Genomic DNA, 22,611 nt, shown 5'->3' on the forward strand with positions numbered 1-22,611 from the left:
GGGCAGGCTACCCCTGCGCGACGACGTGCGCTCCGCGGGCCCCGCCGCGGACCACGAGGGTGGGGCGACCTGTCCCGCCGGCGAGGTCGTCGAGGGTCGCGGCGAGGGCGCGGGCATGCGCCTCGTCGCGCGCGAGCGCCGCGATCGTGGGGCCGGAGCCGGAGACGAGCGCGCCGAGCGCCCCGCCCTCGCGCAGCGGGGCGAGCACGGCGGCCAGCTCGGGGCGCAGGGACAGGGCGGCCGACTCGAGGTCGTTGCGCAGAGTACGACCGAGGGCCTCCGCGTCCCCGGAGGCGAGCGCGGCGAGCTGGTGCGCATCGAGCGCGGGGTGTTCGGCCAGCGCGCGCCCGTCGGCCGCGGCGAGCTCGTCGCCGCGGCGGTACACCTCGGGGGTGGACAGGTGCGTGTCCGGGACGACGAGCAGCCAGGTCAGCGCGCCGGAGGCCGGGAGGGGCGTGAGCTCCGCGCCGGTGCCGCGGCCCGCGGCGGTCCCGCCGAGCAGCGCGAAGGGCACGTCGGCGCCGAGCTCGGCGGCGAGCTCGTGGAGGGCGGCGGCACCGAGGTCGAGGCCCCACAGGCGGTCCAGGGCGACGAGTGTCGCGGCGGCGTCGGCGGAGCCGCCTCCCATGCCGCCGGCGACGGGGACCTGCTTGTCCACGTGCAGGGCGGCGCCGCGGCGGGTGCCGGTGCGCTCGCGCAGCAGGCCCGCGGCGCGCAGGGCGAGGTTCGTGCCGTCCAGCGGCACCGCGCCCGGGACCGCGGAGTCGACGGTGAGGCTCAAGGCGTCCCCGTCGACGGCGCTCGCGGTGACGGTCTCCTGGAGGTCGACCGCGTGGAAGACGGTGGCGAGCTCGTGGTAGCCGCGCTCGTCGACCCCGCCCACGGCGAGCGACAGGTTGATCTTCCCGGGGGCGCGGACCACCACCCGCTGCGACGGCGTCATCGGGGCAGGTCCGCGTCCGCGCGGGCGATCGCCCGGAAGTCGTCGACGCGCAGGGTCTCCCCCCGCGCGCCGGGGTCCACGCCCGCGGCGCGGAGCACCTGCTCGGCCCGGGCGGGGCTTCCCGCCCAGCTGCCGAGCGCCGCGCGGAGCGTCTTGCGGCGCTGCGCGAAGGCGGCGTCGACGACGGCGAAGACGGCGATCCGCTCCGCGTCGTCGCCCAGCGGCACCTCGTGCCGGACCAGGCGCACGAGCGCGGAGTCGACGTTGGGGACGGGCCAGAAGATCTGCCGGGAGATGCGGCCCGCGAGCTCCGCCCTCCCGTACCAGGCGGCCTTCACGCTGGGCGCCCCGTAGATGCGGGAGCCGGGGCCGGCGGAGAGCCGCTCGACGACCTCGGTCTGCACCATGACCAGCGCCGTGCGGAGGCCCCCGAAGCGCTCGAGCATGGTGAGCAGGATGGGGGTGGCGACGTTGTAGGGCAGGTTCGCGACGAGGGCGGTAGGCTCCCCGGCGCGGGGCAGCACGGGCAGCTCGGTGACCTGGAGGGCGTCGGCGTGGAGCAGTCGGAAGCGCTCCTCGTCGATGCCCCGGGCGGCGAGGGTCGCGGGCAGCAGCTCCGCGAGCCCGCGGTCCAGCTCGATCGCGGCGACGTCGGCCCCCGCCTCGAACAGGCCCAGGGTCAGCGAGCCGAGCCCCGGCCCCACCTCGAGCACCGCCTGCCCGGGCTCGAGCCCCGCGCGCTCGACGATCGTGCGGACCGTGTTCGGGTCCATGACGAAGTTCTGGCCGCGCTGCTTCGAGGGCCGGATGCCGGCCGCCGCGGCCAGCTCCCGGATGTCGCGGGCGCTGAGCAGGGGCCCCGGGCCCTCCGCCGCGCTCATGCCGCCGCCCCGATCGGGCCGTAGACCTGCCGGGTGGTCGCGCTCACCGCGGTGCAGGCCTCCTCGAGGGTCACCCCGGTCACCTCGGCGATCGTCGCCATGGTGAGCGGGATCAGGTAGGAGGAGTTGGGGCGGCCCCGGTAGGGCACGGGGGTGAGGAAGGGGGCGTCGGTCTCGACCATCACCTGGCCGAGGCCCACCTCCGCGAGCGCCTCCCGCAGGCCGGTCGAGTTCTTGAAGGTGACGGTGCCGGCGAAGGAGAGGAGGAATCCGCGGTCCGCGCAGGCGCGGGCGAACGCCGCGTCCCCGGAGAAGCAGTGCAGGACCGTGCGCTCGGGCGCGCCGTCCGCGTCGAGCACGTCGAGCACGTCCTGGTGGGCGTCGCGGTCGTGGATCTGCATCGGGAGACCCAGCTCCTTGGCCATCGCGATGTGCGCGCGGAAGGAGTCGATCTGTGCCCGGCGCGCGGCGTCGTCGTCCCGGGAGGTGCGGAACCAGTCGAGCCCCGTCTCCCCCACGACGACCATGCCGGGACCGCGCAGGAGGTCCGCGGTCTCCGCGAGCGCCCCGTCGAGGGAGGGCAGGGCGCGCCCCTCGTGGTCGTGGCCGCGCGCGTGCAGCGGCGCCTCGTTGGGGTGCACGGCGACCCCGCCGCGCAGGGACGGCGGGCAGTGCGGGGAGGCGAGCAGCTCCGCGGTCCAGCGGGCGGCGAGCATGTCCGAGCCGATGGTGATCTGCCCCTCGATGCCGGCCTCGCGGGCGAGCCGCACGTGCTCGTGGACGTCGCGCTGCTCGTCGCCGTCGGAGAAGTCGAGGTGGCAGTGGTTGTCGACCACGGGCACGGGCAGCGGCGCGGGGGCCGGGGGCCAGGAGCGGTCGCGGGACCTGCCGCGGGGGTCGATGTCCTCGCGGGCGCGCACGGGAGCGGGCAGGGGGTTCTCGGCTGGCGGCATGCGCTCATCGTAGGATCTCCGGGGCGCGCGCCCCGCCGGTCCGGTCCGACCTGCGGCATACGCGACCAGGTGGGCCACCTCACCTCCCGTGAGGGGGCGCCGAACTCGGCGCTGTGGCACAATGATTCCTCGTTGCGTGTCCTCACCGGCACCCGAGCGCCCCTCTCGTGATACGGGTCCGGGTCGCTGCTCGGGGCGGACACCTTCGCTCGTTCATCCTCCGGACCGTCAAGGAGCGTTCCCATGGCAGTGCCCAAGTTCAAGATGTCCCGGGCTCGCACCCGGTCCCGCCGCTCGCAGTGGAAGGCGAACAACGCCGACCTCGTGCAGGTCACCGTCCGCGGCCGCAGCGCCGCCGTGCCGCGTCGTCTGGCCAAGGCCTACCAGCGCGGTCTGCTCTCGATCGACGACTGATCGCGGCGGGCCGAGCCCGCAGCGCAGCATCCACGGAGCCCCCGGTCATCGACCGGGGGCTCCGTCGTGCTCCCCTGCCCTGCGCGCGGATCAGGCGCGCGCGGCGAGGGCGAGGTCGTAGAGCTCGCGGGAGCTGACGCCCTCCGCCCCGGCGGCGACCGCCTTCGCCGCCTCCTTGAGCCGCTCCCCCGCGGCCGCCCGCTCGAGCACGACCGGGAGGAGCTCCTCGGCGCTCGCCGCCCGCGGCTCGGCGCCCGCGACGACGATGACGATCTCGCCGAGCACCTCCGTGCCCTCCGCCCAGGCGACGAGCTCGGCGAGGGTCCCCCGGACCACCTCCTCGTAGGTCTTCGTGAGCTCGCGCGCGACCGCCGCGCGCCGCTGCGGCCCGAAGTCCTCCGCCATCGCGGCGAGCGTCGCCGCCGTGCGCCGCGGCGACTCGAAGAACACCATCGTGCGCCGCTCCTCCGCGAGGGGGGCGAAGGTCGCGTGGCGCTTCCCGTCCCGGCGCGGCGGGAAGCCCTCGAAGCTGAAGCGGTCCGGCGCGATCCCGGAGGCCGCGAGCGCGGTCAGCACGGCGGAGGGCCCCGGGATCACCGTGACCCGGTGCCCGGCCTCGACCGCCGCCTGCACGGCGCGGAACCCGGGATCGGAGACGACGGGCATGCCCGCATCGGTGACCACGAGCACCGAGCGGCCCGCCGCGAGCGCCTCGAGCAGCACGTCCGTCCGCTCGGCCTCGTTGTGCTCGTGGTAGCTGAGCACCTTCCCCGTGAGGGTCACCTCGAGGGCGTCGGCGAGGCGGTGGAGCCGACGGGTGTCCTCCGCGGCGATCAGCTCCGCCTGCTCGAGGGCCCGCAGGAGCCGCACGCTCGCGTCGAGCGGGTTGCCGATCGGGGTGGCGGCGAGGGTGAGGACTCCGGGTGCGAGCATGGGGTCCATGCTAGGGCCGGTCCGCAGGTCCTCAGGGGCGATGACCTAGCATGACCGGGTGCAGACGGCCCCCGACGCGCGCCACCGCGCCGACATCGACGACGAGCCCGCCGCCGTGCTCGACTCGTACCGCCGGCGCCTGGGCGCCCCGTCGCTTCCGTTCTCCCGCTGGGCCTGGGCCGCCGCCTTCGCGGTGTTCGGGCTCGCGCTCGTGCTCCGCCTCTGGGGCCTCGGCTCGATCGGCGAGCTGATCTTCGACGAGACCTATTACGTCAAGGACGGCTACACGATCACCCAGCAGGGTGTCGAGATGGACTGGCCGGACGAGCCCGACGCCGCCTGGGAGCGCGGGGAGGTCGACACCTACGAGGACACCGGCGCCTACGTCGTCCACCCTCCCGTCGGCAAGTGGGTGATCGGGCTGGGCATGGAGCTGCTCGGGGCCGACAACCCGTGGGGCTGGCGGATCTCCGTGGCGCTGCTCGGCGCGATCAGCGTGCTCATGGTCGCGCGGATCGGCCGGCGCCTGTTCCGCTCGACGACCGTGGGGCTCATCGCGGCGCTGCTGCTCGCCGTGGACGGCGTGCACCTGGTCGAGTCCCGCACGAGCCTGCTGGACCTCGTGCTCATGTTCTTCGCGCTCGCGGGCTTCGGCGCGCTGCTCATCGACCGCGACCGGCACCGGGAGCGGATGGCGCAGCTCGCCGCCCGCCTCCACGTCGCCGCGGAGGCCTCCCCCGCGCTCGGCCTGCCGGGCGGTGTGCGCCCCTGGAGGATCGTGGGCGGCGTCATGCTCGGCCTCTCCTGCGGCGTGAAGTGGTCCGGCCTCTACTTCCTCGCGGCCTTCGGGATCATGATCGTGCTGTGGGACTGGTGGACGCGGCGCACGATCGGCGAGCGGCGCTGGTTCACGGGCGGCCTCGTGCTCGACGCGATCCCGGCCTTCCTCTCGACCGTCGGCGTGGCACTGCTGACCTACGTGCTCTCGTGGTCGGGATGGTTCGCGAGCACCAAGGGCTACGACCGGCAGTGGGCGGCCGAGCAGCCCGGCGGCGGCAGCGGCAACGCCGTGATGGACGCCCTGTGGTCCCTGTGGCACTACCACGCCCAGGCCTACGACTTCCACGTCCACCTCGACACCCCGCACCCGTACCAGGCGAACCCGCTGGGCTGGCTGCTGATGATCCGGCCCACGAACTTCTACTACCGCGGCTACGACTACGGGGAGCACGGCTGCGAGGTGGCGCGCTGCGCGTCCCACATCCTCTCCGTCGGCAACCCGCTGATCTGGTGGCTCGGCACCCTCGCGATCCTCGCGTGCATCGTCCTCGCGATCCGCTACCGCGACGGCCGCGCGGCCGCGGCGCTCGCGGGCATCGTGGGCGGCTACCTGCCGTGGCTGATGTACATGGACCGCACGATCTTCACCTTCTACACGGTCGCCTTCGAGCCGTGGGTGGTGCTGTGCCTCGCCTACGTGCTGGGGCTGCTGCTGGGCCCGCCGGGCGCGGAGAGGGAGAGGCGCCTGGCCGGCGGGCTCTTCGTCGGCTCCCTGCTGACGCTGATCGTCATGGTCTCCGCGTTCTTCTGGCCGGTCTGGACCGGCCAGGTGATCGACCTCGAGCAGTGGCAGTGGCGCATGTGGCTGCCCTCGTGGACGTGATCCGCGCCGCTACGATGTGCGCATGGCACTGACCTCCTCCGCTCTGCGGGAACTCGCCCGTGACCTCGGCGTCGGCACGGACTACTGGGGATGGGACGGCGTGCGCCGCGACGTCGCCGACGACACCCTCGTCGCGGTGCTCGCCGGGCTCGGCCACCACGTCGCCGACGATGCGGACCTCGCCGCCGCGCGCACCGCCCGCGAGGACGCGCCGTGGGCGCGCACGCTGCCGCCGGCGACCGTGCTGCGGGCCGGCGAGGGCTCCTCGCTCCCCGTGCACGTGGACCACGGCGACGCGGTCACGGTGCGCCTCGTCCTCGAGGACGGCGGCCTCCGCCACCTCGAGCAGACCGAGGACAACTCCCCGCCGCGCGAGATCGGCGGCCGCCTGCGAGGACGCGCCCGCTTCGCCGTGCCCGGCGACCTGCCGCTGGGCTGGCACCGCCTCGTCGCGGAGACCCCGCAGGGACGCGAGGAGGCGGATCTCGTCGTCACCCCGCCGCGCGTCACGACGGCGGACGCCCTCGGCGCGCGCCGCGCCGTCGGCGTGCAGGCCCAGCTGTACTCCGTGCGCTCGGACCGCTCCTGGGGCGTGGGCGACCTCGCGGACCTCCGCGACCTCGCCGCGATCACCGGGGCCCGGCACGGCATGGACTTCCTGCTCGTGAACCCGCTGCACGCCTCCTACCCCACCCCGCCCGTCGAGCCCTCCCCGTACCTCCCGGTGACCCGGCGCTTCACGAGCCCGCTGTACCTGCGCATCGAGGACGTCCCCGAGTACCGGGACCTGCCCGAGCACGCCCGCCGGCGGATCGCGCTGCTGCGGGAGCCCGTCGCCGCCTGGAACGATCGCGTCGACCACCTCGAGCGGGACGAGGTGCTGAGCGCGAAGCTCGCCGCCCTCGAGGAGCTCTTCGCCGCTCCCCGCACCGCGGGACGGCAGGCGCTGCTGGACGCCTACACCGCCCGCGAGGGGCAGGGCCTCGCCGACTTCGCCCTGTGGTCCGCGATCGCGCAGAGCCTGCGCGGCACGCCCGAGGAGGCGCGGTTGCAGGACCTCGACGAGGAGACGGTGGAGCGGGCGCGCACCGAGCTCGCCGGATCCGTCGCCTTCCACACGTGGGTGCAGTGGCTGCTGGACGAGCAGCTCGCCGCCGCCCAGGCCGCCGCGCGGGAGGCCGGCATGCGGATCGGCGTCATGCACGACCTCGCCGTGGGCGTGGAGCAGGTGGGTGCGGACTCCTGGCGGCTGCGGGACGTGCTCTCGAGCGGCCTGTCCGTCGGCGCGCCCGCGGACCAGTACAACCAGCAGGGCCAGAACTGGCACCAGCCGCCCTGGCACCCCGAGCACCTGCGCGAGGCCGGCTACCGGCCCTGGCGGGACATGCTCCGCTCCCTCATGCGCCATGCCGGCGCGCTCCGGATCGACCACGTGCTGGGCCTGTTCCGCCTGTGGTGCATCCCCGAGGGGAACGAGGCGGCCGACGGCGCGTACGTGTTCTTCGACCACGAGGCGATGATCGGGATCCTCGCTCTCGAGGCGGAGCGCTCGGGGACCCTCGTGATCGGCGAGGACCTCGGCACCTTCGAGCCGTGGGTGCGCGAGTACCTCGCCGGCCGCGGGATCCTGGGCACCTCGATCCTGTGGTTCGAGCACGAGGACGGCGCTCCCCTGCCGCCCGAGCGGTACCGGCACCTGTGCATGGCCTCGGTGAACACGCACGACCTGCCGCCGACGGCCGGCTACCTCGCCGGGGACCACGTGACGCTGCGCCACGAGCTGGGGCTGCTCGAGCGGCCGCTCGAGGAGGAGCGGCGGATCGACGCCGAGGCCCGCGACCGGGTGCTCGACGTGCTCCGTGCGGAGGGCCTGCTCGCCCCCGGCGCGAGCACGGAGGACACGGTGATCGCCCTGCACCGCCATCTCGCGCGGACGCCCTCGCTGCTGCTGGGCGTCTCCCTCGTGGACTGCGTGGGCGAGCGGCGCATCCAGAACCAGCCGGGCACCGACGAGGAGTACCCCAACTGGCGGATCCCGCTCGCCGATCCGTCGCTGCGCCCCGTGACCGTGGACGGCCTCGCGGAGGACCCGCGCACGGCCCGCCTGCTGCAGGCCGTGCGGGAGGAGATCAGCCGGCGGTGACGGTGCCCCACTCGGCGCGACGGTCGAGGAACGCCCGCGCCGCCTTCTGCGCGCCCTCGAGCGTGTGGTGGGCGCCCCAGCCGCACTGGACCTCGTTCGCGGCGGGCACCTCGGTCGCCGCGAGCACGTCCTCGAGGGTCGCCGCGAGCACGGGGGCGAGGTCCTCGGCGGTGTGGTCGCCGGAGAGCAGCGCGTAGAAGCCGGTGCGGCAGCCCATCGGGGACACGTCGATGACGTCGCCGGTGTGGTCGCGCATGTGCTCGGCCATGAGGTGCTCGAGCGAGTGGACCGTCTCGGAGTCGAGGTGGTCGACGTTGGGCTGGGTGAAGCGGAGGTCGAACTTCGTCAGCACGTCCCCGCCGGGGAGCACCTTGCGGTCGGCGATGCGCACGTACGGCGCGGCCACGGTGCGGTGGTCGAGGTTGAAGCTCTCGACGTTCATGCGGGACTGCTCGTCGGGCGTGGTCTGCTCGGTCATGTCGGGTCCTTTCCGGGCCTTCTCGGGGTCGGTTCTGCGGGGCTCAGCGGCTGGAGCGGGAGGTGCGCCCGCGGACGACCCCCACGAACTCCTGGCGCAGCTCGTCGTCCGCGGCGCGCGGCCACACCAGGGCGATCCGGGTGGGCTCGGCGTCCACGAGCGGGATCTGCCGCGTGTCCTTGCGATGGTGGAGGCGGGCGAGGGAGAGCGGCAGTCGCGTGAAGCCGACGCCGGTGGCGACGACGGCGACGCGGTCCGCGGCGTCGTCCTCGTGGGCGGCGGGGATCTCGGTCTTCCCCTCGAGATCCGCGAGGGAGATCTCCTCGTGCAGGCTGAGCACGTTCTCGTCGCCCACCACGATCGCCGGGCGCTCCTCCCACAGGGCGACGACGTGGAGATCCTCCGCCGCGTCGAGCGGGAGCCGCACGAAGCACATGTCCACCTCGCCCTCGGCGAGCGCGCGGCGCTGCCCCGAGAGCGGCACGGGCACCACCTCGAGGTAGGCGGCACGGCGCCCGGTCCTCCAGCGGCGCACGAAGCGGTCGGGTTCGACGCCGGGCACGAAGCCGACGCGCAGCACGGGGCGGGTCATGTCCCCAGGGTACGGCGCGCCGCGGCAGGCCGGGGAGGGGATCAGAGGGCGGCGGGGTCCGGGAGCGCGGCCGCGAGCAGGGCCTCGAGGCCGCTCGCCCCGAGCTCGCGCACCTCGACGCGCTCCCCGGCATCCTGCGGGGTGTCCATGGCGAGCACGGCGTCGGTCGTCGCGACGACGGTCAGCTGGGAGCTGGTCCCGCCGTCGGCCGAGGTGACGACGGTCAGCGCGCGGGCGTCCTGCAGCCGCCGCGAGATCTCCGTGGTCCCCGCGTCGAGCTCGGCGGCGGTCGCGGTCGTGGTCGCGCCGTCGGCGTCGGCGGCGACCTGGTCGGCGTCGACGTACCGGGCGAGCCGTGCCGGGACGACCTCCCGGGCGGGGAGGCTGAAGTGGTGGAAGCCGTCGGCGGTGATGAGCTCCTCGAGGACGCCGCCGTGGGGATGGAGCGAGAGCAGCAGCGAGGTGGTCTGGTCCGCGACGCGCCGCGTGAGGTGCACGAGGGCGAGCGGGGAGGTGCGCAGGGTGAGGAGACCGGCGAGGGTGCGGTCCAGCTGCGCGGCGCGCCGGGGCTCCGCTCCGGTCGCGAGGTCCTCGCCCTCGTTCTCACGGCCCTCGTCGGTCAGCTGCACCAGGCCGCGGGCCACCAGGGAACGCAGGGCGATCGCGGCGGCGGCGCCGCGATCGAGCTCGGACTCGTCGAGGAAGGGGGTGCCGGCGAGCGCCGCGGCCTCGGCTCCGGCGAGGGCGGTGAGCTCCTCGTCCGTGAGGACGGCGAGGACGGCGGGGTCCTCGCTCGCCGTCGAGAGCAGCTCGTAGGCGGCGGCGGCATCGCGCTCGGTGCGCAGGGACTGCTGGGGCATGGCTCGATCCTAGGGTCGGGGGCGGTGCGGGGACAGGGGGCGGTGATCGGAGGAGGCTCAGAACCCGAAGGCGTCGCCGACCTTGCCGATCCCGTCGCTGACGGCGGAGCCGACGTCGCTGACGGTGTCCTTCACGGACTCCGCCGCGTTGCCGACGGCATCGCTCACGGTGCTCGCCGCATCGCTCACGGCACCGGTCGTGGCGTTCCACGCGTCGCCCACCGCCCCCGTGATCCCGTCCCAGTTCTCGTGGACGAGCTTGCCGACGTCCATGCCGATCGAGACGACGCCGAGCCCCGCGCCGATCGCGCCGACGATCGGCGCGGCGGGCCCGGTGAACGGGGCGATCGCGAGCAGGGTGCCGCCCGCGGCGCCGATGCCGCCGCTCCAGCGGTCGTAGGCGTTGTCCGCGGTGAAGGCCTGGTGGAGGCCGAAGCCGATGTCGACGAAGGGCAGCGCCTTGCCGAGCAGCTTGCCGCCGGTCTTGAGGAACGGGGCGACGTCGTCGAGCTTGTTCAGCCACTTCGCCGGTTCGAACCTGCCGATCGAGGAGGGAAGGCCGAGCTTGCCCAGGAGGTTCTCCGCGGCCTTCTGCCAGCCCTTGCCGCCGTTGAAGAGCTCGTCGAGGTACGAGGCCCTCCACAGCTTCTGCAGTCCCGCCTCGGCGAGGTGCGCGAACTCGTCCGCCGCGGTGGGGATCCGCTTGAGGAAGTCGAGCAGCTGGGCGCCCTTCTTGTAGAGGGACTGCCCCTTGCGCAGGAGGTCCTTGAGGAAGGAGAACGGGCCGGAGCCCTCCTCGCCGTTCCCGCCGCCGCCTCCCCCGGCGCCGGCGTCCTGCCCGGAGGCGGTGTCCTGCTCCTCCGCCTGCGCGTCGAGGTCCGCACCGCGCCGGCTCAGCTCCTCGCCCCGCTGCGAGAGCTGCGCGGCGGTGCTCCCCGTCCACTGCGCGCGGAACGCGTCGGCGTCCGGGCCCTGCCACGCCGACTCGTCCATGACCAGCGGCTCGAGCGACTCGCGCAGCTCCATGAGCCGCTGCGCCCGCTCGCGCAGCACGCCCGCGTGCTCCCGCAGCCGATCGGTGTCCGCACCGAAGAACCCGCTCATCCCGCTCCCCTTCCGAACCGCTCGGCCCGAGGGCGAGGAGCGGCGTGTCCGTGTCGAGGTCGACCGTAGCGATCCTCCGGCCGTCCGCCCATGGGGAGGACTCCCCATGGGCGCCCTCCTCCTCGCCCCTCCTACGATGGGCGCCATGGCCCCGACCCCCGCCTCCATGTCCTATGCCACCGCCCTGGTGAGGAACGAGCTGTTCGCCTCGCCCGGTCTCCAGCGCGACGTGCCGAAGGTCCTCGACCCCGAGGAGCAGGTGCTGCTCGCCCTCCCGGGCGTCGCCGGGGACTTCCCCGACGTGCTCGTCGTGACCGCGCGCCGGCTGCTCGTGGTGAAGGTGACCGGGGGCCTCAAGGGCGCGAAGGTCAAGCGCGAGGTGCCGGCGCCCGCGGTCACGGGGGTGAGCTACCGGGTGGGCGCGTTCTCCCGGGTGAAGCTCGCCGTGCAGGGGCGGCGCGACCTCGCGTTCATGCCGCACCGCAAGGCGGACGCGGAGCGCTTCGCCGGCGAGTTCGCGCATCTCCTGCGCACGGGCGAGCTGCCCGCCTGACGCCCGCGGCGGCACGATCCCGCCCTGGCGGGCCTCATCCCTCGCGGGCGAGCCGCGATTCCGCCCCGGCCGCCGCCGCGCGCCGCAGCACCTTCGCGAAGCGCTTGGGGCGCGACAGGTTCGCGATATGACCGGCGTCGTCGAGGATGACGAGCCGCCCGTCCCGCGCCGCCTCGACGAACAGCGCCTCGTGCCGGCGGAACGGGTCGTGCTCGCCGTTGACGAAGGTGACGGGGACGTCGATCGCGGCGACGTCCGTGAGGAGCTCGAGCGAGCCGATGGTCCGCACCACGGTGCGCACCACGCCGTGGGCGCGCCCACCGCCGTAGTAGCGGCGGGCGGCCTTGTCGCTGTGGCGGCGGGCGAAGGCGCGGGCGACGCGGGCGTCGGAGTCCCCCGGCAGCCAGTCCTTCATCGTGATCCAGAGTCCGTAGAGCCGGGCCAGCGCCGGCCCGGGGACGATCGTGCAGTCCGCGGCGACGACGCCGGCGAGCCGCCCGGGATGGGTGCCCGCCCAGTGCAGGGTGAGGAAGCCGCCGAGCGACAGCCCCACCAGCAGCGGCGGCTCCTCGCACGCGGCGACGGCCTCGTCGATCGTGGCGAGCGCGGTCTCGAGGGTGAAGGGCTCCCCGCGCCGGCGTCCGTGACCGGGGAGGTCCGGGGCGATCACGGTGTACCCGCGCTCGCGGAGGCGGCGGGTCTGCCCCTTCCACATGGTGCGCGAGGAGCGCACGGCGTGGATCAGGACGATGCTCCGCGTCATGGTGACCTTCCCGGGGGCCGACGGCGGGGCGGCGCTCCCGCCCGAGGTGGAGGGTACCGGCCGCGCCTCGACATCGGCCGGACGCCAGGTCGTCGACGGCAGGACCGGGACCCTCCCGCGCCGGCGCGCCCCTAGGCTGGTCGCATGCCCAGCTACCGCCTCCACGTCCCGCTCGGCGCGCTGCGGCCGGGGGTGCATCCGCCGGACCTGCTCGACCAGGCGGCGCTCGCGCTGGGCAGCCGCCACGTCGTCGAGCGCGCCGACGTCGAGGCCCCGCTGGTGCACGGCCGGCGCGTGGGGCGGATCGTGCTGCGCTTCCTCGTCGAGGACGGCTCCCGCGAGGAGCAGGACGAGCAGGCGCGCACCGCGCTCGCCGCCGTGATCGAGCACCTCGAGGTGAGCGGCGCCGAGGTCGCCCCGCTCGATGCGCTGCTGCTCACGCGCGGGGCGCACGGGCGCTTCACCCCGATCGTCCGGGGCTGAGCACCGGCGGGGCCGTGCCGCGGTGCGCGATCCTGCCGCCGCGCAGCGACCCGGCGCACGGCTGGTCCCGGCGGGGGCGGCACCGGGCCGACGTCCGTGAGGATGCGCCGTGCCCCGGCACCTGCCACGATGTCCTCCTCACCCGGAGGAAGGACCGTCCCATGGCCCGACGCGCGCAGCAGGCGGATGCCGAGGAGCGCTCCCGGCTCGGCGACTCCGACGAGCCGGTCGAGGACGAGCTCGTCGCCGAGTTCCGCTCGACCGTCTCCGAGGGCGCCGAGCGTCTGCACCGCACCTGGCGGGCGCTGATCATCACCGGTCTGTTCGGCGGGATCGACGTGGCGCTGGGCCTCATGGCGATGCTCGCGGTGCTCGACGCGACGGGATCGAAGCTGCTGGGCGGCGCGGCCTTCGGGATCGGCCTGTTCGCCCTCCGCCTCGCGCACTCGGAGCTGTTCACCGAGGACTTCCTGCTGCCGATCAACGCGGTGCTCGCCCGTCACGGCACCTGGGCCCAGCTGCTGCGGCTGTGGTCCGTGACGCTCGTGACGAACCTGGCCGGCGGGTGGCTGTTCACCTGGATCCTGGTCGCCGCGTTCCCCCGCTTCGAGGACGTGCTCGCGAGCACGGCGGCCGGCTACCTCGAGAAGGGCCCCACCGCGGAGACGGTCGCGCTCGCCCTGCTCGCGGGCTTCACGATCACGCTCGTCACCCGGATGGGCCAGGGCTCCTCGGAGGGGATCGTGACGCTCGCCAATGCGCTGCTCTCGGGCTTCCTCGTCGTGGGCCTCGGCATGCTCCACGGCGCCCTGAACTCGGTCGTGATCTTCGCGGCGATGCACGCGGGGGCACCGATCCCCTACACGGACTGGCTGGTCTGGATGTGCTGGGTCATCCCCCTGAACATCCTGGGCGGGCTCGCGATCATCACCCTGCCCCGGCTCGTGCGCACCGCGGAGCTGCTGCGCCGCGAGCGCGCCGTGCACGGTGCGGACGGCGACGGGCACGGCTGCCTGGTCCGCGCCGCGGAGGAGTGATCCCCGCGGCGCGGACCGCGGCGCGACCGGGTCAGCCCGCCTCGGACTCCCTGGAAGGCGACGGCGACGGCGACGGTGACGGCGACGGGGCGAGCTTGAGCCCGATCACCGCGCCGATGATGCCCAGGAGGAAGAGGATCTTCAGCGGGGAGACCTCCTCGCCGCCGGTCACCATGGCGACGCCGACGGTGAGCGCGGCCCCGGTCCCGGTCCACACGGCGTAGGCGGTGCCGAGCGGGATCTCGCGCGTCGCCCGGCCCAGGCCCGCCATGCTCAGCGCGAGGGCGATGAGGAAGACGAGCGTGGGCACGAGGCGGGTGAAGCCGTGCGACTCCCCGAGGGCCGTCGCCCAGACCGCCTCGAGGACGGCGCTCGCGAGCAGGATGGTCCACGCCATGTCAGCTCACCGTCTTCAGGCCCACCACGGAGCCCACGAGCAGCACGAGCAGCGAGACGCGCAGCACGGTGGGCCGCTCCTGGTGGGTGAGGTACCCCCAGATCACGGTGAGGGTGGCGCCGATGCCCACCCAGACGGCGTAGGCGGTGCCGGTGGGCAGCTCGCGCATGGCGGTGGCGAGCCCGGCCATGCTCAGCACGAGACCGGCCACGAACAGGGCGGTGGGCACACGGCGGGTGAAGCCGTGGGAGGCGGCGAGCGCGGCGGCCCAGACGGCCTCCATCACCCCCGCCGCGACGAGCAGGATCCAGGACATGACAGGTCACCTCCGTGGCCGTCTTGTCGTGGTGCGGGTACAGCTCCCTCGTCCGCAGGCCCGTCCGGGGCCTCGCTCCTCACGGTAACCATCCCCGCGCGGCGGCGGAAGCGGTGGTGACCGGCCTGACCGGCCCGGTCCTGCCGGGACCTCGGCGCGAGCCCTCAGGCCGGCGGGGCGAGCATGACCGCGAAGGTCTCCAGGGTGCTGCGCAGGGCGATCGACGGCTCGAGCAGCCACTGGATCTGGAGACCGTCGGAGGCGGCGATGAGCAGCGCGGCGACGTGCCCCGGGTCGACGTCCGCTCGCACCGTGCCCGCCTCCTGCTCCGCGCGCAGGCCCTGCTCGAGCTCCTCCCTCAGGTTCTCGAAGCGGGGGGCGAAGTATTCCTTCGCGGGTCCGGTCGCGGTCTCGAGCGAGGCCGCGACGAGGGTCGAGTAGAGCTGGACGAGACCGGGGACCTCGACGTTGACCTCCGCCGCGCGGATCATCGCGTCGAGCGCGGCGCTCACGCCGCTGCGGTACTCGGAGCTCTCCCCCCGCCGGGTCTCGGCGTGCTGGTAGACGGCGACGAGGAGCTGCTCGCGGGAGTCGAAGTAGTGCAGCAGCGCGGCGTGGGAGACGCCGATGGCGGTCGCGATCCGACGCAGGGACGTGCCGTCGGCCCCACGCTCGCGGAACACCTCGATCGCACGGTCGAGGATCTCCTGCCGACGGGCGACGCCCTTGGAGTACGCGCCCGGCCGGCCGATCGGCTCGGGGGCGCGCTCGGCCGCCGCGTCCGACGGCTCCGCCGCATCAGGGTCGGGGGCCGGTGCGTCGGGGTCGGAACCCGCGGGGAGGGAGTGCTTCGCTGCCATGGACCGCACTGTACCCAAAGAAAACCTCCATATGGAGGCTTTTGCGTGCTAGCGTTCCACCAGCACGCCTCCCCGGCGTGGTTCTCGCCCGATGATGACGCGTGAAAGCAGGTTCCCCGTGGCACTCCCCGTTGCCTCCGTTCAGCTGTACACCCTGGCCGCAGAGTTCACTGCGGACATGGACGGCTCCCTCGACAAGCTCGCCAAGATCGGGCTGAAGAACGTCGAGGCGTTCGACTTCGTCCGCCGCCCCGCGGAGATCCGCGCAGCCCTCGACAAGAGCGGCCTCGCCTCCCCCACCGGGCACGCCCCGCTGCTCTCCGACGAGCTGTGGACGCCGGACGGCTCCATCCCCACCCCCTCCAACGAGGTCGTCTTCGAGGCCGCCGCGGAGATCGGCATCTCGACCGTCATCGACCCGATGGTCCCCACCGAGCGCTGGATCACCGAGGACGGCGTGAAGGACATCGCCGAGCGCCTCAACGCCGCCTCGGAGAAGGCCAAGGAGTTCGGCCTCAAGGTCGGCTACCACAACCACGCCCAGGAGTTCCTCGCGAGCTTCGACGGCCAGACCGCCTACCAGCGCTTCCTCTCCCTCGTGGACCCCTCGGTCGAGATCGAGCTGGACCTGTTCTGGGCCCTCGTCGGCGGTCAGGACGTCGTCGCGCTCGTCGAGGAGCTCGGCGACCGTCTCGTCGCCGTGCACGTGAAGGACGGCGTGGCCCCGGCCTCGAACCCCTTCGCGCCCGACGCCCCGAAGTTCAACTCCTCGGACCTCGACCAGCGCCACGCGGGCGAGGGCGACGTGCCCACCGTCGAGGCGCTCAAGGCCGCGACGAACGTCAAGTACGCCGTCATCGAGTACGACAACGTCCCCGGCGACGTCTTCGAGGACGTCGAGAACAGCTACCGCTTCCTCGTGGACGGGGGCTTCGTCGCATGAGCAGCCCCATCGGCCTCGGCTTCATCGGCGTGGGCGTCATCTCCGACACCTACCTCGAGAACCTGAGCTCCTTCCCCGACGTCGAGGTCCTCATCCTCGGCGACCTCGACACCGATCGCGCTCGCGCCCAGGCGGAGAAGCACGGCGTCCCCGCGCACGGCACGGCCCAGGACGTCCTGGACCACCCGGACGTGCAGGTCGTCGTGAACCTGACGATCCCCGCCGTCCACGCCGAGGTCTCCTCCTCCGCGATCGCGGCCGGCAAGCACGTGTGGACCGAGAAGCCGCTGGGCCTGGACCGCGAGTCCACCGCCGCCCTGCTGCAGCAGGCCGAGGCCGCGGGCCTGCGCGTCGGCTGCGCACCGGACACGGTGCTCGGCCCGGGCGTGCAGACCGCCAAGCGCGAGATCGCCAAGGGCACCATCGGCCGCCCGCTGTTCGCGCAGACCTCGATGCAGTACCAGGGCCCCGAGGTCTTCCACCCGAACCCCGGCTTCCTCTTCGCCAAGGGCGCGGGCCCGCTGCTCGACATGGGCCCGTACTACTTCACGACCCTCGTGAGCCTGTTCGGCTCGGTCGAGAAGGTGGCCGCCGTGGGCCTGCGCGCCTCCGAGGAGCGCGCGATCAAGGTGGGCCCGAACGCGGGGCAGACCTTCCCCGTCGAGGTCCCCTCGACGATCTCGGTGCTCACCCAGTTCGAGGCCGGCCAGACCGGCACCTCCCTGGTCAGCTTCGACTCGCCGCTCGCCCGCCAGGGCATCGTCGAGATCCACGGCACCGAGGGCTCCCTCGTGGTCCCCGACCCCAACCAGTTCGAGGGTCGGATCGCCTACGTGAAGCCCTTCGAGTCCTTCGGCGAGAAGCCGCCGGAGCAGGAGTGGATCGAGGTCCCGCAGGAGGGCGTGGTCGTGGGCCGCGGCCTGGGCCTTCTGGACATGGTCCGCGCGATCCGCGAGGGCCGTCCCCACGTGGCGAGCGGCGAGCTCGGCTACCACGTGCTCGACGTCATGCTCTCGGCCGAGGAGTCCGCGGCCTCGGGCGAGTTCGTCACGGTCGCGAGCTCGGTGGGCGCGGTCCCGCCGGTCCCGGCGGACTTCGACCCCTTCGCCAGCACCCTCTGAGACCCGGCGGGCCCTGCCCGTCATCTCAGCACCGGACCCCCGGGGAGCCCCGCTCCCCGGGGGTCCGGTGCACCCGGGCCGCCCGCAGGCACCGGCCATCGGCCCGCCGACCGGAGTCTCACTCCTCACCCCGATGCATCCTTTGATGCATGCATCCCCTAGGGTCGGGGACGTGAACATCGCCTACGCACTTCCCTGGAGGAACCCCGACCGGGGCACCCTCGCCCATCGCGCTGCCGCCGAGGCCGCCCGTCGCATCGTCGAGGGCGATCTGCCCGCCGGCGAGTTGCTGCGCGAGAACGACCTCGCCGAGGCCACCGGCATCAGCCGCACCCCCGCCCGCGAGGCCATGCTGCAGCTCGAGCGCTGGGGCCTCGTGCGCCTGCTCCCCAAGAAGGGCGCCCTGGTCACCACCGTCACGCCGCGGGAGCGCCGGGAGCTGATCGCCGTGCGCACCATGCTCGAGGCCTCCGCCGGCGCCGCCCTCCTCTCGAGGCCCGACGCCATCCCCGCCCTCGCCGAGGAGCTCGCGGAGCTGCTCTCCCAGCAGCGCGCCGCCGCGACCGCCCAGGACCCGCTCGCCTTCGCCGCCGCGGACCTCGACTTCCACCTCGCCCTCATCGCCGCCGCGGACAACAGCGTCGTCGCCGGGATCTGCGAGGACCTCGGCCCCCGCTTCGCCCGCCTCACTGCGGCCGTCCTCGACGAGCGCAGCGGCACCATGCCCGCCCTCCTCGCCGAGCACGAGGAGCTCGCCGCGCTCCTCGCCGCGGGCGACCCCGCGGCCTTCGCCGAGCGTCTGCGCGCCCACGTCGAGGACGCCTACGAGCTCGACGGGGGCGCACGATGAGCCGCACCGCGATCCGCGCCCCCTGGAGGCTCGTGGTCCCCGCGACCTTCCTGCTCGCCTGGGGCGGCAACCACTTCACCCCGCTCCTGCACGTCTACGAGTCCGTCGGCCACTACGCCGCCTGGCAGGCGAACCTCCTGCTGGGCACCTACGTCGCCGGGCTCGCCCCCGGCCTGCTCGTCGCGGCCGCGCTCTCCGACCGCCACGGCCGCCGCCCCGTGATGCTCGTGGGCATGGCCGCGACCGTGCTCGGCAGCGCGCTGCTCGCCGCGAGCCCCCACGTCTTCGCGCTGCTGTGCCTGGGCCGGGTGCTCGCCGGTCTCGGAGTGGGCGCGGCCATGTCCGTCGGCACGGCCTGGATGAAGGAGCTCTCCGCGCCGCCGTACGAGATCGGCGCCCCGGCCGTCGCCGGCGCCCGCCGCCCGTCCCTCACCCTCACCCTCGGCTTCGCGCTCGGCGCCGGGGCGAGCGGCCTGCTCGCCCAGTTCGCCCCGCTCCCCGAGGTCCTCCCCTATCTCGTGCACGGCGGCCTCTCCCTGCTCGCGACCCCGCTGCTCCTGCTCGCCCCGGAGACCCGTCACGTCGAGCGGCCTGCCGCCGGTCACTGGTGGCAGGACCTCCGCGTGCCCGCCGCCGGGCACCGCCGCTTCACCCGCGCCGTGGTCCCCGCGGCGCCGTGGATCTTCGGCGCGGCCGGCGTCGCCTACGCGGTCATCCCCGCGAGCGTGCAGCGTCACCTCGGCGAGAGCGCGACGCTGTACGCGACGGCACTGACGGTGCTCACCCTCGGCACCGGGGCGGTCGTGCAGTCCTTCGTGCCGCGGCTGGACCGCCTCACCGGCGGCCGCTCCCTGCCCGTTGGCCAGGCGGCCATGTGCGTCGGTCTGGTGCTCGCGGTGATCGCCACGGCGATCGGCAGCCCGGTCCTCGGCATCCTCGTGGCGATGGTGCTCGGCGCCGCCTACGGCACCCTCGTCGTCGCCGGGCTGCTGCAGGTGCAGGGCATCGCGACGGCGGAGGACCTCGCCGGGCTCACCGGCGTCTACTACGCCCTCGCCTACCTCGGGTTCCTGCTGCCCACGATCCTCGCCGCGCTGCTGCCGCTGCTCGCCTATCCCGCCTCGCTCTCGATGCTCGTGGTGCTCTGCGCGCTGTGCCTGCTCCTCGTGCGGCGCGGCCTGCGCACCGCCTGAGGCTCTCCCCTCCGGGGGCGACGTCGGCCGCCCGGCCGCGGACGCCGCCCCCGCGCGGGCGGCGATCACGTACGGTGGCCTGCAGTGACACGGGGTGCCCGAGCACCGGGCTGAGATGACACCCGTCGAACCTGATCTAGCTCGGACTAGCGAAGGGATGTCGCCATGACACTCGCGCACGCCTCTGCCCCCACCGACCCGGCCGCCCTCGCGGCCGCCCTCGAGGAGGTCCGCTCGCGGATCCCCCTCGTGCAGTGCCTGACCAACGTGGTCACCACGAACCTCGTCGCGAACGCGCTGCTCGCCGTGGGCGGCTCCCCCGCCATGGTCGCAGTGCCCGAGGAGGCCGGGATCTTCGCGGGGATCGCCGACGGCGTCCTCGTGAACCTCGGCACCGCCGGCGCCGAGCAGCGGGAGGCGATGGTCGAGGCCGTCGCCGCCGCGCGCGCCGCCGGCACCCCCTGGGTGCTGGACCCCGTCGCGGTCGGGACCCTGCCCGTGCGGACGACCCTCGCCGAGCGCCTCGTGAGCCAGCGGCCCGCGATCATCCGCGGCAACGCCTCCGAGATCCGTGCCCTCGCGGGGCTCTCCGCCGGCGGCCGCGGCGCGGACTCGATCGACTCCGCCGACGACTCCCACGAGGCGGCGACGTCCCTCGCCCGCGGCACCGGCGCCGTCGTCGCCGTCTCCGGCGCGGTGGACCTCGTGACCGACGGGGAGCGGGTGGTGCGCGTCGCCACCGGCAGCCCCCTGCTCACCAAGGTCACCGGCGCCGGCTGCGCGCTCGGCGGGATCACCGCGGCCTTCGCCGCCGTGGTCGAGGACCGCCTCGTCGCCGCGGTCGCCGCGACGACCGTGCTCACCCTCGCCGCCGAGCGCTCCGCCCGCACCGCCGAGCACCCCGGCTCCTTCGCCGTCGGGCTCCTCGACGGGCTCCACGCGCTGACCGCCCAGGACGTCCGCGACCAGGCGAAGGTGCGATGACCACGATGAACGCCCGTCCCGCGGTCGATCTCTCCCTCTACCTCGTCGTGGACCGCCCCCAGCTCGAGCGGGCCGGCCACGACCCCGTCACCGCCGTGCGGGACGCCGTCGCCGGTGGCGTCACCGCCGTCCAGGTGCGCGACAAGCAGCTCCCCACCCGGGACACGCTCGCCTTCTGCGCGGCCCTCGCGGAGACGCTGCCCCCGTCGGTCGCGATCATCGTCGACGACCGCCTCGACGTGGTCCTCGCCGCCCGGGAGTCCGGCGTGCGCCTCACCGGGGTGCACGTCGGCCAGTCCGACCTCCCCGCGCACCTGGTGCGCCGGATCCTCGGGCCGGACGCCGTCATCGGCGTCTCCGCGCAGACCGCCGCCATGGCCCGCGAGGCCGAGGCCGCCGGTGCGGACCACCTCGGCATCGGTGCCGTGCACGGCACCACCACGAAGGCGGACGCCCCCGCCGTGATCGGGGTCGAGGGCGTCGCCGCCGTCGCCGCCGCGACCGCCCTGCCCGCCGTCGCGATCGGCGGGATCAGCGCCGCGGACCTGCCCGCCCTGCGCCGCGGGGGGCTCGACGGCGCGGCCGTCGTCTCCGCGATCTGCTCCTCCCCCTCCCCCTTCGACGCGGCGGCGGAGCTGCGCCGCGCCTGGGAGGACGCCCGATGAGCCGCCCCGTCCCCCGCGTCCTCAGCATCGCCGGCACCGACCCCACCGGCGGCGCCGGCATCCAGGCGGATCTCAAGTCGATCGCCGCGAACGGCGGCTACGGCATGGCCGCGACGACCGCGCTCGTCGCCCAGAACACCCGCGGCGTGCGCGAGGTCCACGTGCCGCCGCCCGCCTTCCTCGACGCGCAGCTCCGGGCGGTGAGCGAGGACGTCACGATCGACGCCGTGAAGATCGGCATGCTCTTCGACGGCACGATCATCGACACGGTCACCGCCTGGCTGGACGACGTGCGACCCCCGGTGGTGGTGCTCGACCCGGTCATGGTCGCCGCGAGCGGAGACCGCCTGCTCGACGACTCCGCCGAGCAGGCGCTGCGGGACATGCTCCGCCATGCGCACCTCGTCACCCCGAACCTCCCCGAGCTCGCCGTGCTCGCCGAGCAGCCCGAGGCGAGCACCTGGGAGCAGGCCCTCGCCCAGGCGCAGGAGCTCGCCGCCCGCCACGCGGTGCTCGTGCTCGCCAAGGGCGGTCATCTGAGCGGGCCGGACTCCCCCGACGCCCTCGTCGGCCCCGAGGGGGTGCTCGCCGAGCTGCCCGGAGCGCGGATCGCGACGCGGAACACGCACGGCACCGGCTGCTCGCTCTCCTCCGCGATCGCGACCCTCCGCGGCCGCGGCGAGGACTGGGCCGGCGCCGTGCGCGGGGCGAAGGTCTGGCTCGCGGGCGCGATCGCCGCCGCGGACTCCCTCGAGGTGGGGCGCGGCAGCGGGCCGGTCTCCCACTTCGCGGCGCTGTGGGAGGCGGCCGGCACCCATGCCCCGGCCGCGGCGACGATCGCCGAGGAGTGGTGGGAGGCGGCCGCCGAGCTGCGCACGCAGATCGACGCGCTGCCCGTGGTGCGCGGCCTCGCCGACGGCAGCCTCCCCCGCCCCGCGTTCCACCGCTACCTCGCCCAGGACGCGCTTTACCTCCGGGAGTACTCGCGGGCCCTCGCCGCCGCGTCGACCCTCGCGCCCTCCGCCGGGGAGCAGGTCTTTTGGGCCGGGGCCGCCCAGGGCGCGATCGCCGCGGAGACCGAGCTGCACGCGGGCCACCTGGGCCCCGAGGAGCTCTTCGCGGCCCAGCCCGATGCGACCACCCGCGCCTACGTGGACCACCTCCTGGCCCTCGCGGCACGCGGCCGCTACGAGGAGCTCGCGGCGGCCCTGCTCCCCTGCTTCTGGATCTACGACGACGTGGGCGCCAGGCTCTCGCGCGCCGGGACGGCGGGGCATCCCTACGGGGACTGGCTCGCGACCTACGGCGACCCGGACTTCCATGCCGAGACGCTCCGCGCGATCGAGCTGGTCACGGCCTGCGCGGCACGGGCGAGCAGCCCGGTGCGCCAGGCCATGCGCACCGCCTTCCTGGTCTCCGTGCGGCACGAGCGGGACTTCTTCGCCGCGCCGCTCGCGGATCCCGTGGACCGGGGGTGACCGG

Annotated in this window: 25 protein-coding genes and 2 riboswitches; of the genes, 13 read left to right on the plus strand and 12 right to left on the minus strand. The window is 74.5% G+C overall.

Annotation, left to right across the window (positions count from 1 at the left end; translation table 11 throughout):
• Positions 1-7 precede the first annotated feature (7 nt).
• From ACYVAP_RS09505 to ACYVAP_RS09515, 3 genes are read right to left on the minus strand one after another with little or no spacing between them, the layout of a single operon-like run.
• Entirely contained in the window at positions 8-943 is a 936-nt protein-coding gene (locus ACYVAP_RS09505) for a 4-(cytidine 5'-diphospho)-2-C-methyl-D-erythritol kinase (RefSeq protein WP_498860461.1), read from the minus strand.
• Positions 940-1,824 (minus strand): ribosomal RNA small subunit methyltransferase A, encoded by an 885-nt coding sequence (gene rsmA, locus ACYVAP_RS09510; RefSeq protein WP_498860462.1) that lies wholly within the window; start codon positions 1,822-1,824, stop codon positions 940-942. The genes ACYVAP_RS09505 and rsmA overlap by 4 nt, the downstream gene beginning before the upstream one ends.
• Positions 1,821-2,777, minus strand: a complete 957-nt coding sequence (locus ACYVAP_RS09515) for a TatD family hydrolase (RefSeq protein WP_498860463.1) — start codon at positions 2,775-2,777, stop codon at positions 1,821-1,823. The genes rsmA and ACYVAP_RS09515 overlap by 4 nt, the downstream gene beginning before the upstream one ends.
• Positions 2,778-3,020: 243 nt before the next feature.
• Between ACYVAP_RS09515 and rpmF the strand changes: the two genes are divergently transcribed.
• On the plus strand, positions 3,021-3,191 hold the full coding sequence (rpmF, locus tag ACYVAP_RS09520) for a 50S ribosomal protein L32 (RefSeq protein WP_137771014.1): 171 nt from the start codon (positions 3,021-3,023) through the stop codon (positions 3,189-3,191).
• A gap of 90 nt (positions 3,192-3,281) precedes the next feature.
• Here rpmF and rsmI read toward each other — a convergent pair whose 3' ends face one another.
• Complete coding sequence (rsmI, locus tag ACYVAP_RS09525; protein WP_498860464.1) at positions 3,282-4,133, minus strand: 16S rRNA (cytidine(1402)-2'-O)-methyltransferase; 852 nt, start codon at positions 4,131-4,133, stop codon at positions 3,282-3,284.
• 49 nt (positions 4,134-4,182) lie between these two features.
• Here rsmI and ACYVAP_RS09530 point away from each other — a divergent pair, with 49 nt between their 5' ends.
• On the plus strand, positions 4,183-5,787 hold the full coding sequence (locus ACYVAP_RS09530) for a dolichyl-phosphate-mannose--protein mannosyltransferase (protein ID WP_498860465.1): 1,605 nt from the start codon (positions 4,183-4,185) through the stop codon (positions 5,785-5,787).
• Between the two features lie 22 nt (positions 5,788-5,809).
• Positions 5,810-7,930 (plus strand): 4-alpha-glucanotransferase, encoded by a 2,121-nt coding sequence (gene malQ / locus ACYVAP_RS09535; RefSeq protein ID WP_498860466.1) that lies wholly within the window; start codon positions 5,810-5,812, stop codon positions 7,928-7,930.
• Here the strand turns inward: malQ and ACYVAP_RS09540 are convergent.
• The 4 genes from ACYVAP_RS09540 to ACYVAP_RS09555 are packed head-to-tail and all read right to left on the minus strand — an operon-like array spanning position 7,917 to position 10,964.
• Positions 7,917-8,408 carry an S-ribosylhomocysteine lyase gene (locus ACYVAP_RS09540; RefSeq protein ID WP_498860467.1) on the minus strand — a complete coding sequence of 164 codons (492 nt, stop codon included), beginning with the start codon at positions 8,406-8,408 and terminating at the stop codon, positions 7,917-7,919. The two genes, malQ and ACYVAP_RS09540, sit on opposite strands and share 14 nt — an antisense overlap.
• 43 nt (positions 8,409-8,451) lie before the next feature.
• Positions 8,452-9,000: a type 2 periplasmic-binding domain-containing protein gene (locus ACYVAP_RS09545; protein ID WP_498860468.1), complete on the minus strand. Its 549-nt coding sequence runs from the start codon at positions 8,998-9,000 to the stop codon at positions 8,452-8,454.
• A gap of 41 nt (positions 9,001-9,041) precedes the next feature.
• Positions 9,042-9,860 carry a hypothetical protein gene (locus tag ACYVAP_RS09550; RefSeq protein WP_498860469.1) on the minus strand — a complete coding sequence of 273 codons (819 nt, stop codon included), beginning with the start codon at positions 9,858-9,860 and terminating at the stop codon, positions 9,042-9,044.
• A 57-nt stretch (positions 9,861-9,917) separates the two neighbouring features.
• Positions 9,918-10,964 carry a WXG100 family type VII secretion target gene (locus ACYVAP_RS09555; protein WP_498860470.1) on the minus strand — a complete coding sequence of 349 codons (1,047 nt, stop codon included), beginning with the start codon at positions 10,962-10,964 and terminating at the stop codon, positions 9,918-9,920.
• Between the two features lie 145 nt (positions 10,965-11,109).
• On the opposite strand from ACYVAP_RS09555, the gene ACYVAP_RS09560 reads away from it, so the two are divergent.
• Entirely contained in the window at positions 11,110-11,517 is a 408-nt protein-coding gene (locus ACYVAP_RS09560; protein ID WP_264449456.1) for a PH domain-containing protein, read from the plus strand.
• Positions 11,518-11,551: 34 nt separating this feature from the next.
• Here the strand turns inward: ACYVAP_RS09560 and ACYVAP_RS09565 are convergent, their stop codons facing one another.
• A complete protein-coding gene (locus tag ACYVAP_RS09565; protein WP_498860471.1) occupies positions 11,552-12,280 on the minus strand; it encodes an alpha/beta fold hydrolase in 729 nt (242 codons plus the stop codon).
• Positions 12,281-12,424: 144 nt separating this feature from the next.
• Between ACYVAP_RS09565 and ACYVAP_RS09570 the strand changes: the two genes are divergently transcribed.
• Positions 12,425-12,763 carry a hypothetical protein gene (locus ACYVAP_RS09570; protein WP_498860472.1) on the plus strand — a complete coding sequence of 113 codons (339 nt, stop codon included), beginning with the start codon at positions 12,425-12,427 and terminating at the stop codon, positions 12,761-12,763.
• A gap of 161 nt (positions 12,764-12,924) precedes the next feature.
• Positions 12,925-13,800: a formate/nitrite transporter family protein gene (locus ACYVAP_RS09575; protein ID WP_498860473.1), complete on the plus strand. Its 876-nt coding sequence runs from the start codon at positions 12,925-12,927 to the stop codon at positions 13,798-13,800.
• Between the two features lie 31 nt (positions 13,801-13,831).
• On the opposite strand, the gene ACYVAP_RS09580 is transcribed toward ACYVAP_RS09575, so the two are convergent.
• From ACYVAP_RS09580 to ACYVAP_RS09590, 3 genes are all read right to left on the minus strand, one after another.
• The gene (locus ACYVAP_RS09580; protein WP_498860474.1) at positions 13,832-14,197 is read right to left on the minus strand and encodes a DMT family transporter; all 366 of its coding nucleotides are present in this window, start codon (positions 14,195-14,197) and stop codon (positions 13,832-13,834) included.
• Between the two features lies 1 nt (position 14,198).
• Positions 14,199-14,513, minus strand: coding sequence for a DMT family transporter (locus tag ACYVAP_RS09585; protein WP_498860475.1), 315 nt, complete (start codon positions 14,511-14,513; stop codon positions 14,199-14,201).
• A 13-nt stretch (positions 14,514-14,526) separates the two neighbouring features.
• Positions 14,527-14,590: riboswitch (guanidine-III (ykkC-III) riboswitch) on the minus strand.
• Positions 14,591-14,677: 87 nt separating this feature from the next.
• Positions 14,678-15,373 (minus strand): TetR/AcrR family transcriptional regulator, encoded by a 696-nt coding sequence (locus tag ACYVAP_RS09590; RefSeq protein ID WP_498860476.1) that lies wholly within the window; start codon positions 15,371-15,373, stop codon positions 14,678-14,680.
• 118 nt (positions 15,374-15,491) lie between these two features.
• Between ACYVAP_RS09590 and ACYVAP_RS09595 the strand changes: the two genes are divergently transcribed.
• The 7 genes from ACYVAP_RS09595 to ACYVAP_RS09625 all read left to right on the plus strand — a co-directional run bounded on the left by ACYVAP_RS09595 (position 15,492) and on the right by ACYVAP_RS09625 (position 22,607).
• A complete protein-coding gene (locus ACYVAP_RS09595; RefSeq protein WP_259360150.1) occupies positions 15,492-16,316 on the plus strand; it encodes a sugar phosphate isomerase/epimerase family protein in 825 nt (274 codons plus the stop codon).
• Entirely contained in the window at positions 16,313-17,437 is a 1,125-nt protein-coding gene (locus ACYVAP_RS09600; protein WP_498860477.1) for a Gfo/Idh/MocA family protein, read from the plus strand. The genes ACYVAP_RS09595 and ACYVAP_RS09600 overlap by 4 nt, the downstream gene beginning before the upstream one ends.
• Positions 17,438-17,609: 172 nt before the next feature.
• The gene (locus ACYVAP_RS09605) at positions 17,610-18,287 is read left to right on the plus strand and encodes a GntR family transcriptional regulator (RefSeq protein WP_264449464.1); all 678 of its coding nucleotides are present in this window, start codon (positions 17,610-17,612) and stop codon (positions 18,285-18,287) included.
• Positions 18,284-19,480, plus strand: coding sequence for an MFS transporter (locus ACYVAP_RS09610; protein WP_498860478.1), 1,197 nt, complete (start codon positions 18,284-18,286; stop codon positions 19,478-19,480). The genes ACYVAP_RS09605 and ACYVAP_RS09610 overlap by 4 nt, the downstream gene beginning before the upstream one ends.
• Positions 19,481-19,560: 80 nt before the next feature.
• A riboswitch (TPP riboswitch) is annotated at positions 19,561-19,655 on the plus strand.
• On the plus strand, positions 19,646-20,464 hold the full coding sequence (gene thiM, locus ACYVAP_RS09615; protein ID WP_498860479.1) for a hydroxyethylthiazole kinase: 819 nt from the start codon (positions 19,646-19,648) through the stop codon (positions 20,462-20,464). Its footprint overlaps the riboswitch before it by 10 nt.
• Positions 20,461-21,129 (plus strand): thiamine phosphate synthase, encoded by a 669-nt coding sequence (gene thiE / locus ACYVAP_RS09620; RefSeq protein ID WP_498860480.1) that lies wholly within the window; start codon positions 20,461-20,463, stop codon positions 21,127-21,129. The genes thiM and thiE overlap by 4 nt, the downstream gene beginning before the upstream one ends.
• Positions 21,126-22,607 carry a bifunctional hydroxymethylpyrimidine kinase/phosphomethylpyrimidine kinase gene (locus ACYVAP_RS09625; RefSeq protein WP_498860481.1) on the plus strand — a complete coding sequence of 494 codons (1,482 nt, stop codon included), beginning with the start codon at positions 21,126-21,128 and terminating at the stop codon, positions 22,605-22,607. The genes thiE and ACYVAP_RS09625 overlap by 4 nt, the downstream gene beginning before the upstream one ends.
• Positions 22,608-22,611 lie beyond the last annotated feature (4 nt).

The organism is Brachybacterium horti (assembly GCF_054777615.1).

What these genes read in the sequence shown, in the direction of transcription:
- ACYVAP_RS09540 (WP_498860467.1), bottom strand. Translation starts at nt 8,408, where the DNA reads ATGACCGAGCAGACCACGCCCGACGAGCAGTCCCGCATGAACGTCGAG.
- ACYVAP_RS09565 (WP_498860471.1), bottom strand. Translation starts at nt 12,280, where the DNA reads ATGACGCGGAGCATCGTCCTGATCCACGCCGTGCGCTCCTCGCGCACC.
- ACYVAP_RS09585 (WP_498860475.1), bottom strand. Translation starts at nt 14,513, where the DNA reads ATGTCCTGGATCCTGCTCGTCGCGGCGGGGGTGATGGAGGCCGTCTGG.
- rsmA (WP_498860462.1), bottom strand. Translation starts at nt 1,824, where the DNA reads ATGAGCGCGGCGGAGGGCCCGGGGCCCCTGCTCAGCGCCCGCGACATC.
- rpmF (WP_137771014.1), top strand. Translation starts at nt 3,021, where the DNA reads ATGGCAGTGCCCAAGTTCAAGATGTCCCGGGCTCGCACCCGGTCCCGC.
- ACYVAP_RS09555 (WP_498860470.1), bottom strand. Translation starts at nt 10,964, where the DNA reads ATGAGCGGGTTCTTCGGTGCGGACACCGATCGGCTGCGGGAGCACGCG.
- thiM (WP_498860479.1), top strand. Translation starts at nt 19,646, where the DNA reads ATGACACTCGCGCACGCCTCTGCCCCCACCGACCCGGCCGCCCTCGCG.
- malQ (WP_498860466.1), top strand. Translation starts at nt 5,810, where the DNA reads ATGGCACTGACCTCCTCCGCTCTGCGGGAACTCGCCCGTGACCTCGGC.
- ACYVAP_RS09570 (WP_498860472.1), top strand. Translation starts at nt 12,425, where the DNA reads ATGCCCAGCTACCGCCTCCACGTCCCGCTCGGCGCGCTGCGGCCGGGG.
- ACYVAP_RS09600 (WP_498860477.1), top strand. Translation starts at nt 16,313, where the DNA reads ATGAGCAGCCCCATCGGCCTCGGCTTCATCGGCGTGGGCGTCATCTCC.
- ACYVAP_RS09610 (WP_498860478.1), top strand. Translation starts at nt 18,284, where the DNA reads ATGAGCCGCACCGCGATCCGCGCCCCCTGGAGGCTCGTGGTCCCCGCG.
- rsmI (WP_498860464.1), bottom strand. Translation starts at nt 4,133, where the DNA reads ATGGACCCCATGCTCGCACCCGGAGTCCTCACCCTCGCCGCCACCCCG.
- ACYVAP_RS09590 (WP_498860476.1), bottom strand. Translation starts at nt 15,373, where the DNA reads ATGGCAGCGAAGCACTCCCTCCCCGCGGGTTCCGACCCCGACGCACCG.
- ACYVAP_RS09580 (WP_498860474.1), bottom strand. Translation starts at nt 14,197, where the DNA reads ATGGCGTGGACCATCCTGCTCGCGAGCGCCGTCCTCGAGGCGGTCTGG.
- ACYVAP_RS09625 (WP_498860481.1), top strand. Translation starts at nt 21,126, where the DNA reads ATGAGCCGCCCCGTCCCCCGCGTCCTCAGCATCGCCGGCACCGACCCC.
- ACYVAP_RS09550 (WP_498860469.1), bottom strand. Translation starts at nt 9,860, where the DNA reads ATGCCCCAGCAGTCCCTGCGCACCGAGCGCGATGCCGCCGCCGCCTAC.
- ACYVAP_RS09545 (WP_498860468.1), bottom strand. Translation starts at nt 9,000, where the DNA reads ATGACCCGCCCCGTGCTGCGCGTCGGCTTCGTGCCCGGCGTCGAACCC.
- ACYVAP_RS09515 (WP_498860463.1), bottom strand. Translation starts at nt 2,777, where the DNA reads ATGCCGCCAGCCGAGAACCCCCTGCCCGCTCCCGTGCGCGCCCGCGAG.
- ACYVAP_RS09505 (WP_498860461.1), bottom strand. Translation starts at nt 943, where the DNA reads ATGACGCCGTCGCAGCGGGTGGTGGTCCGCGCCCCCGGGAAGATCAAC.
- thiE (WP_498860480.1), top strand. Translation starts at nt 20,461, where the DNA reads ATGACCACGATGAACGCCCGTCCCGCGGTCGATCTCTCCCTCTACCTC.
- ACYVAP_RS09560 (WP_264449456.1), top strand. Translation starts at nt 11,110, where the DNA reads ATGGCCCCGACCCCCGCCTCCATGTCCTATGCCACCGCCCTGGTGAGG.
- ACYVAP_RS09575 (WP_498860473.1), top strand. Translation starts at nt 12,925, where the DNA reads ATGGCCCGACGCGCGCAGCAGGCGGATGCCGAGGAGCGCTCCCGGCTC.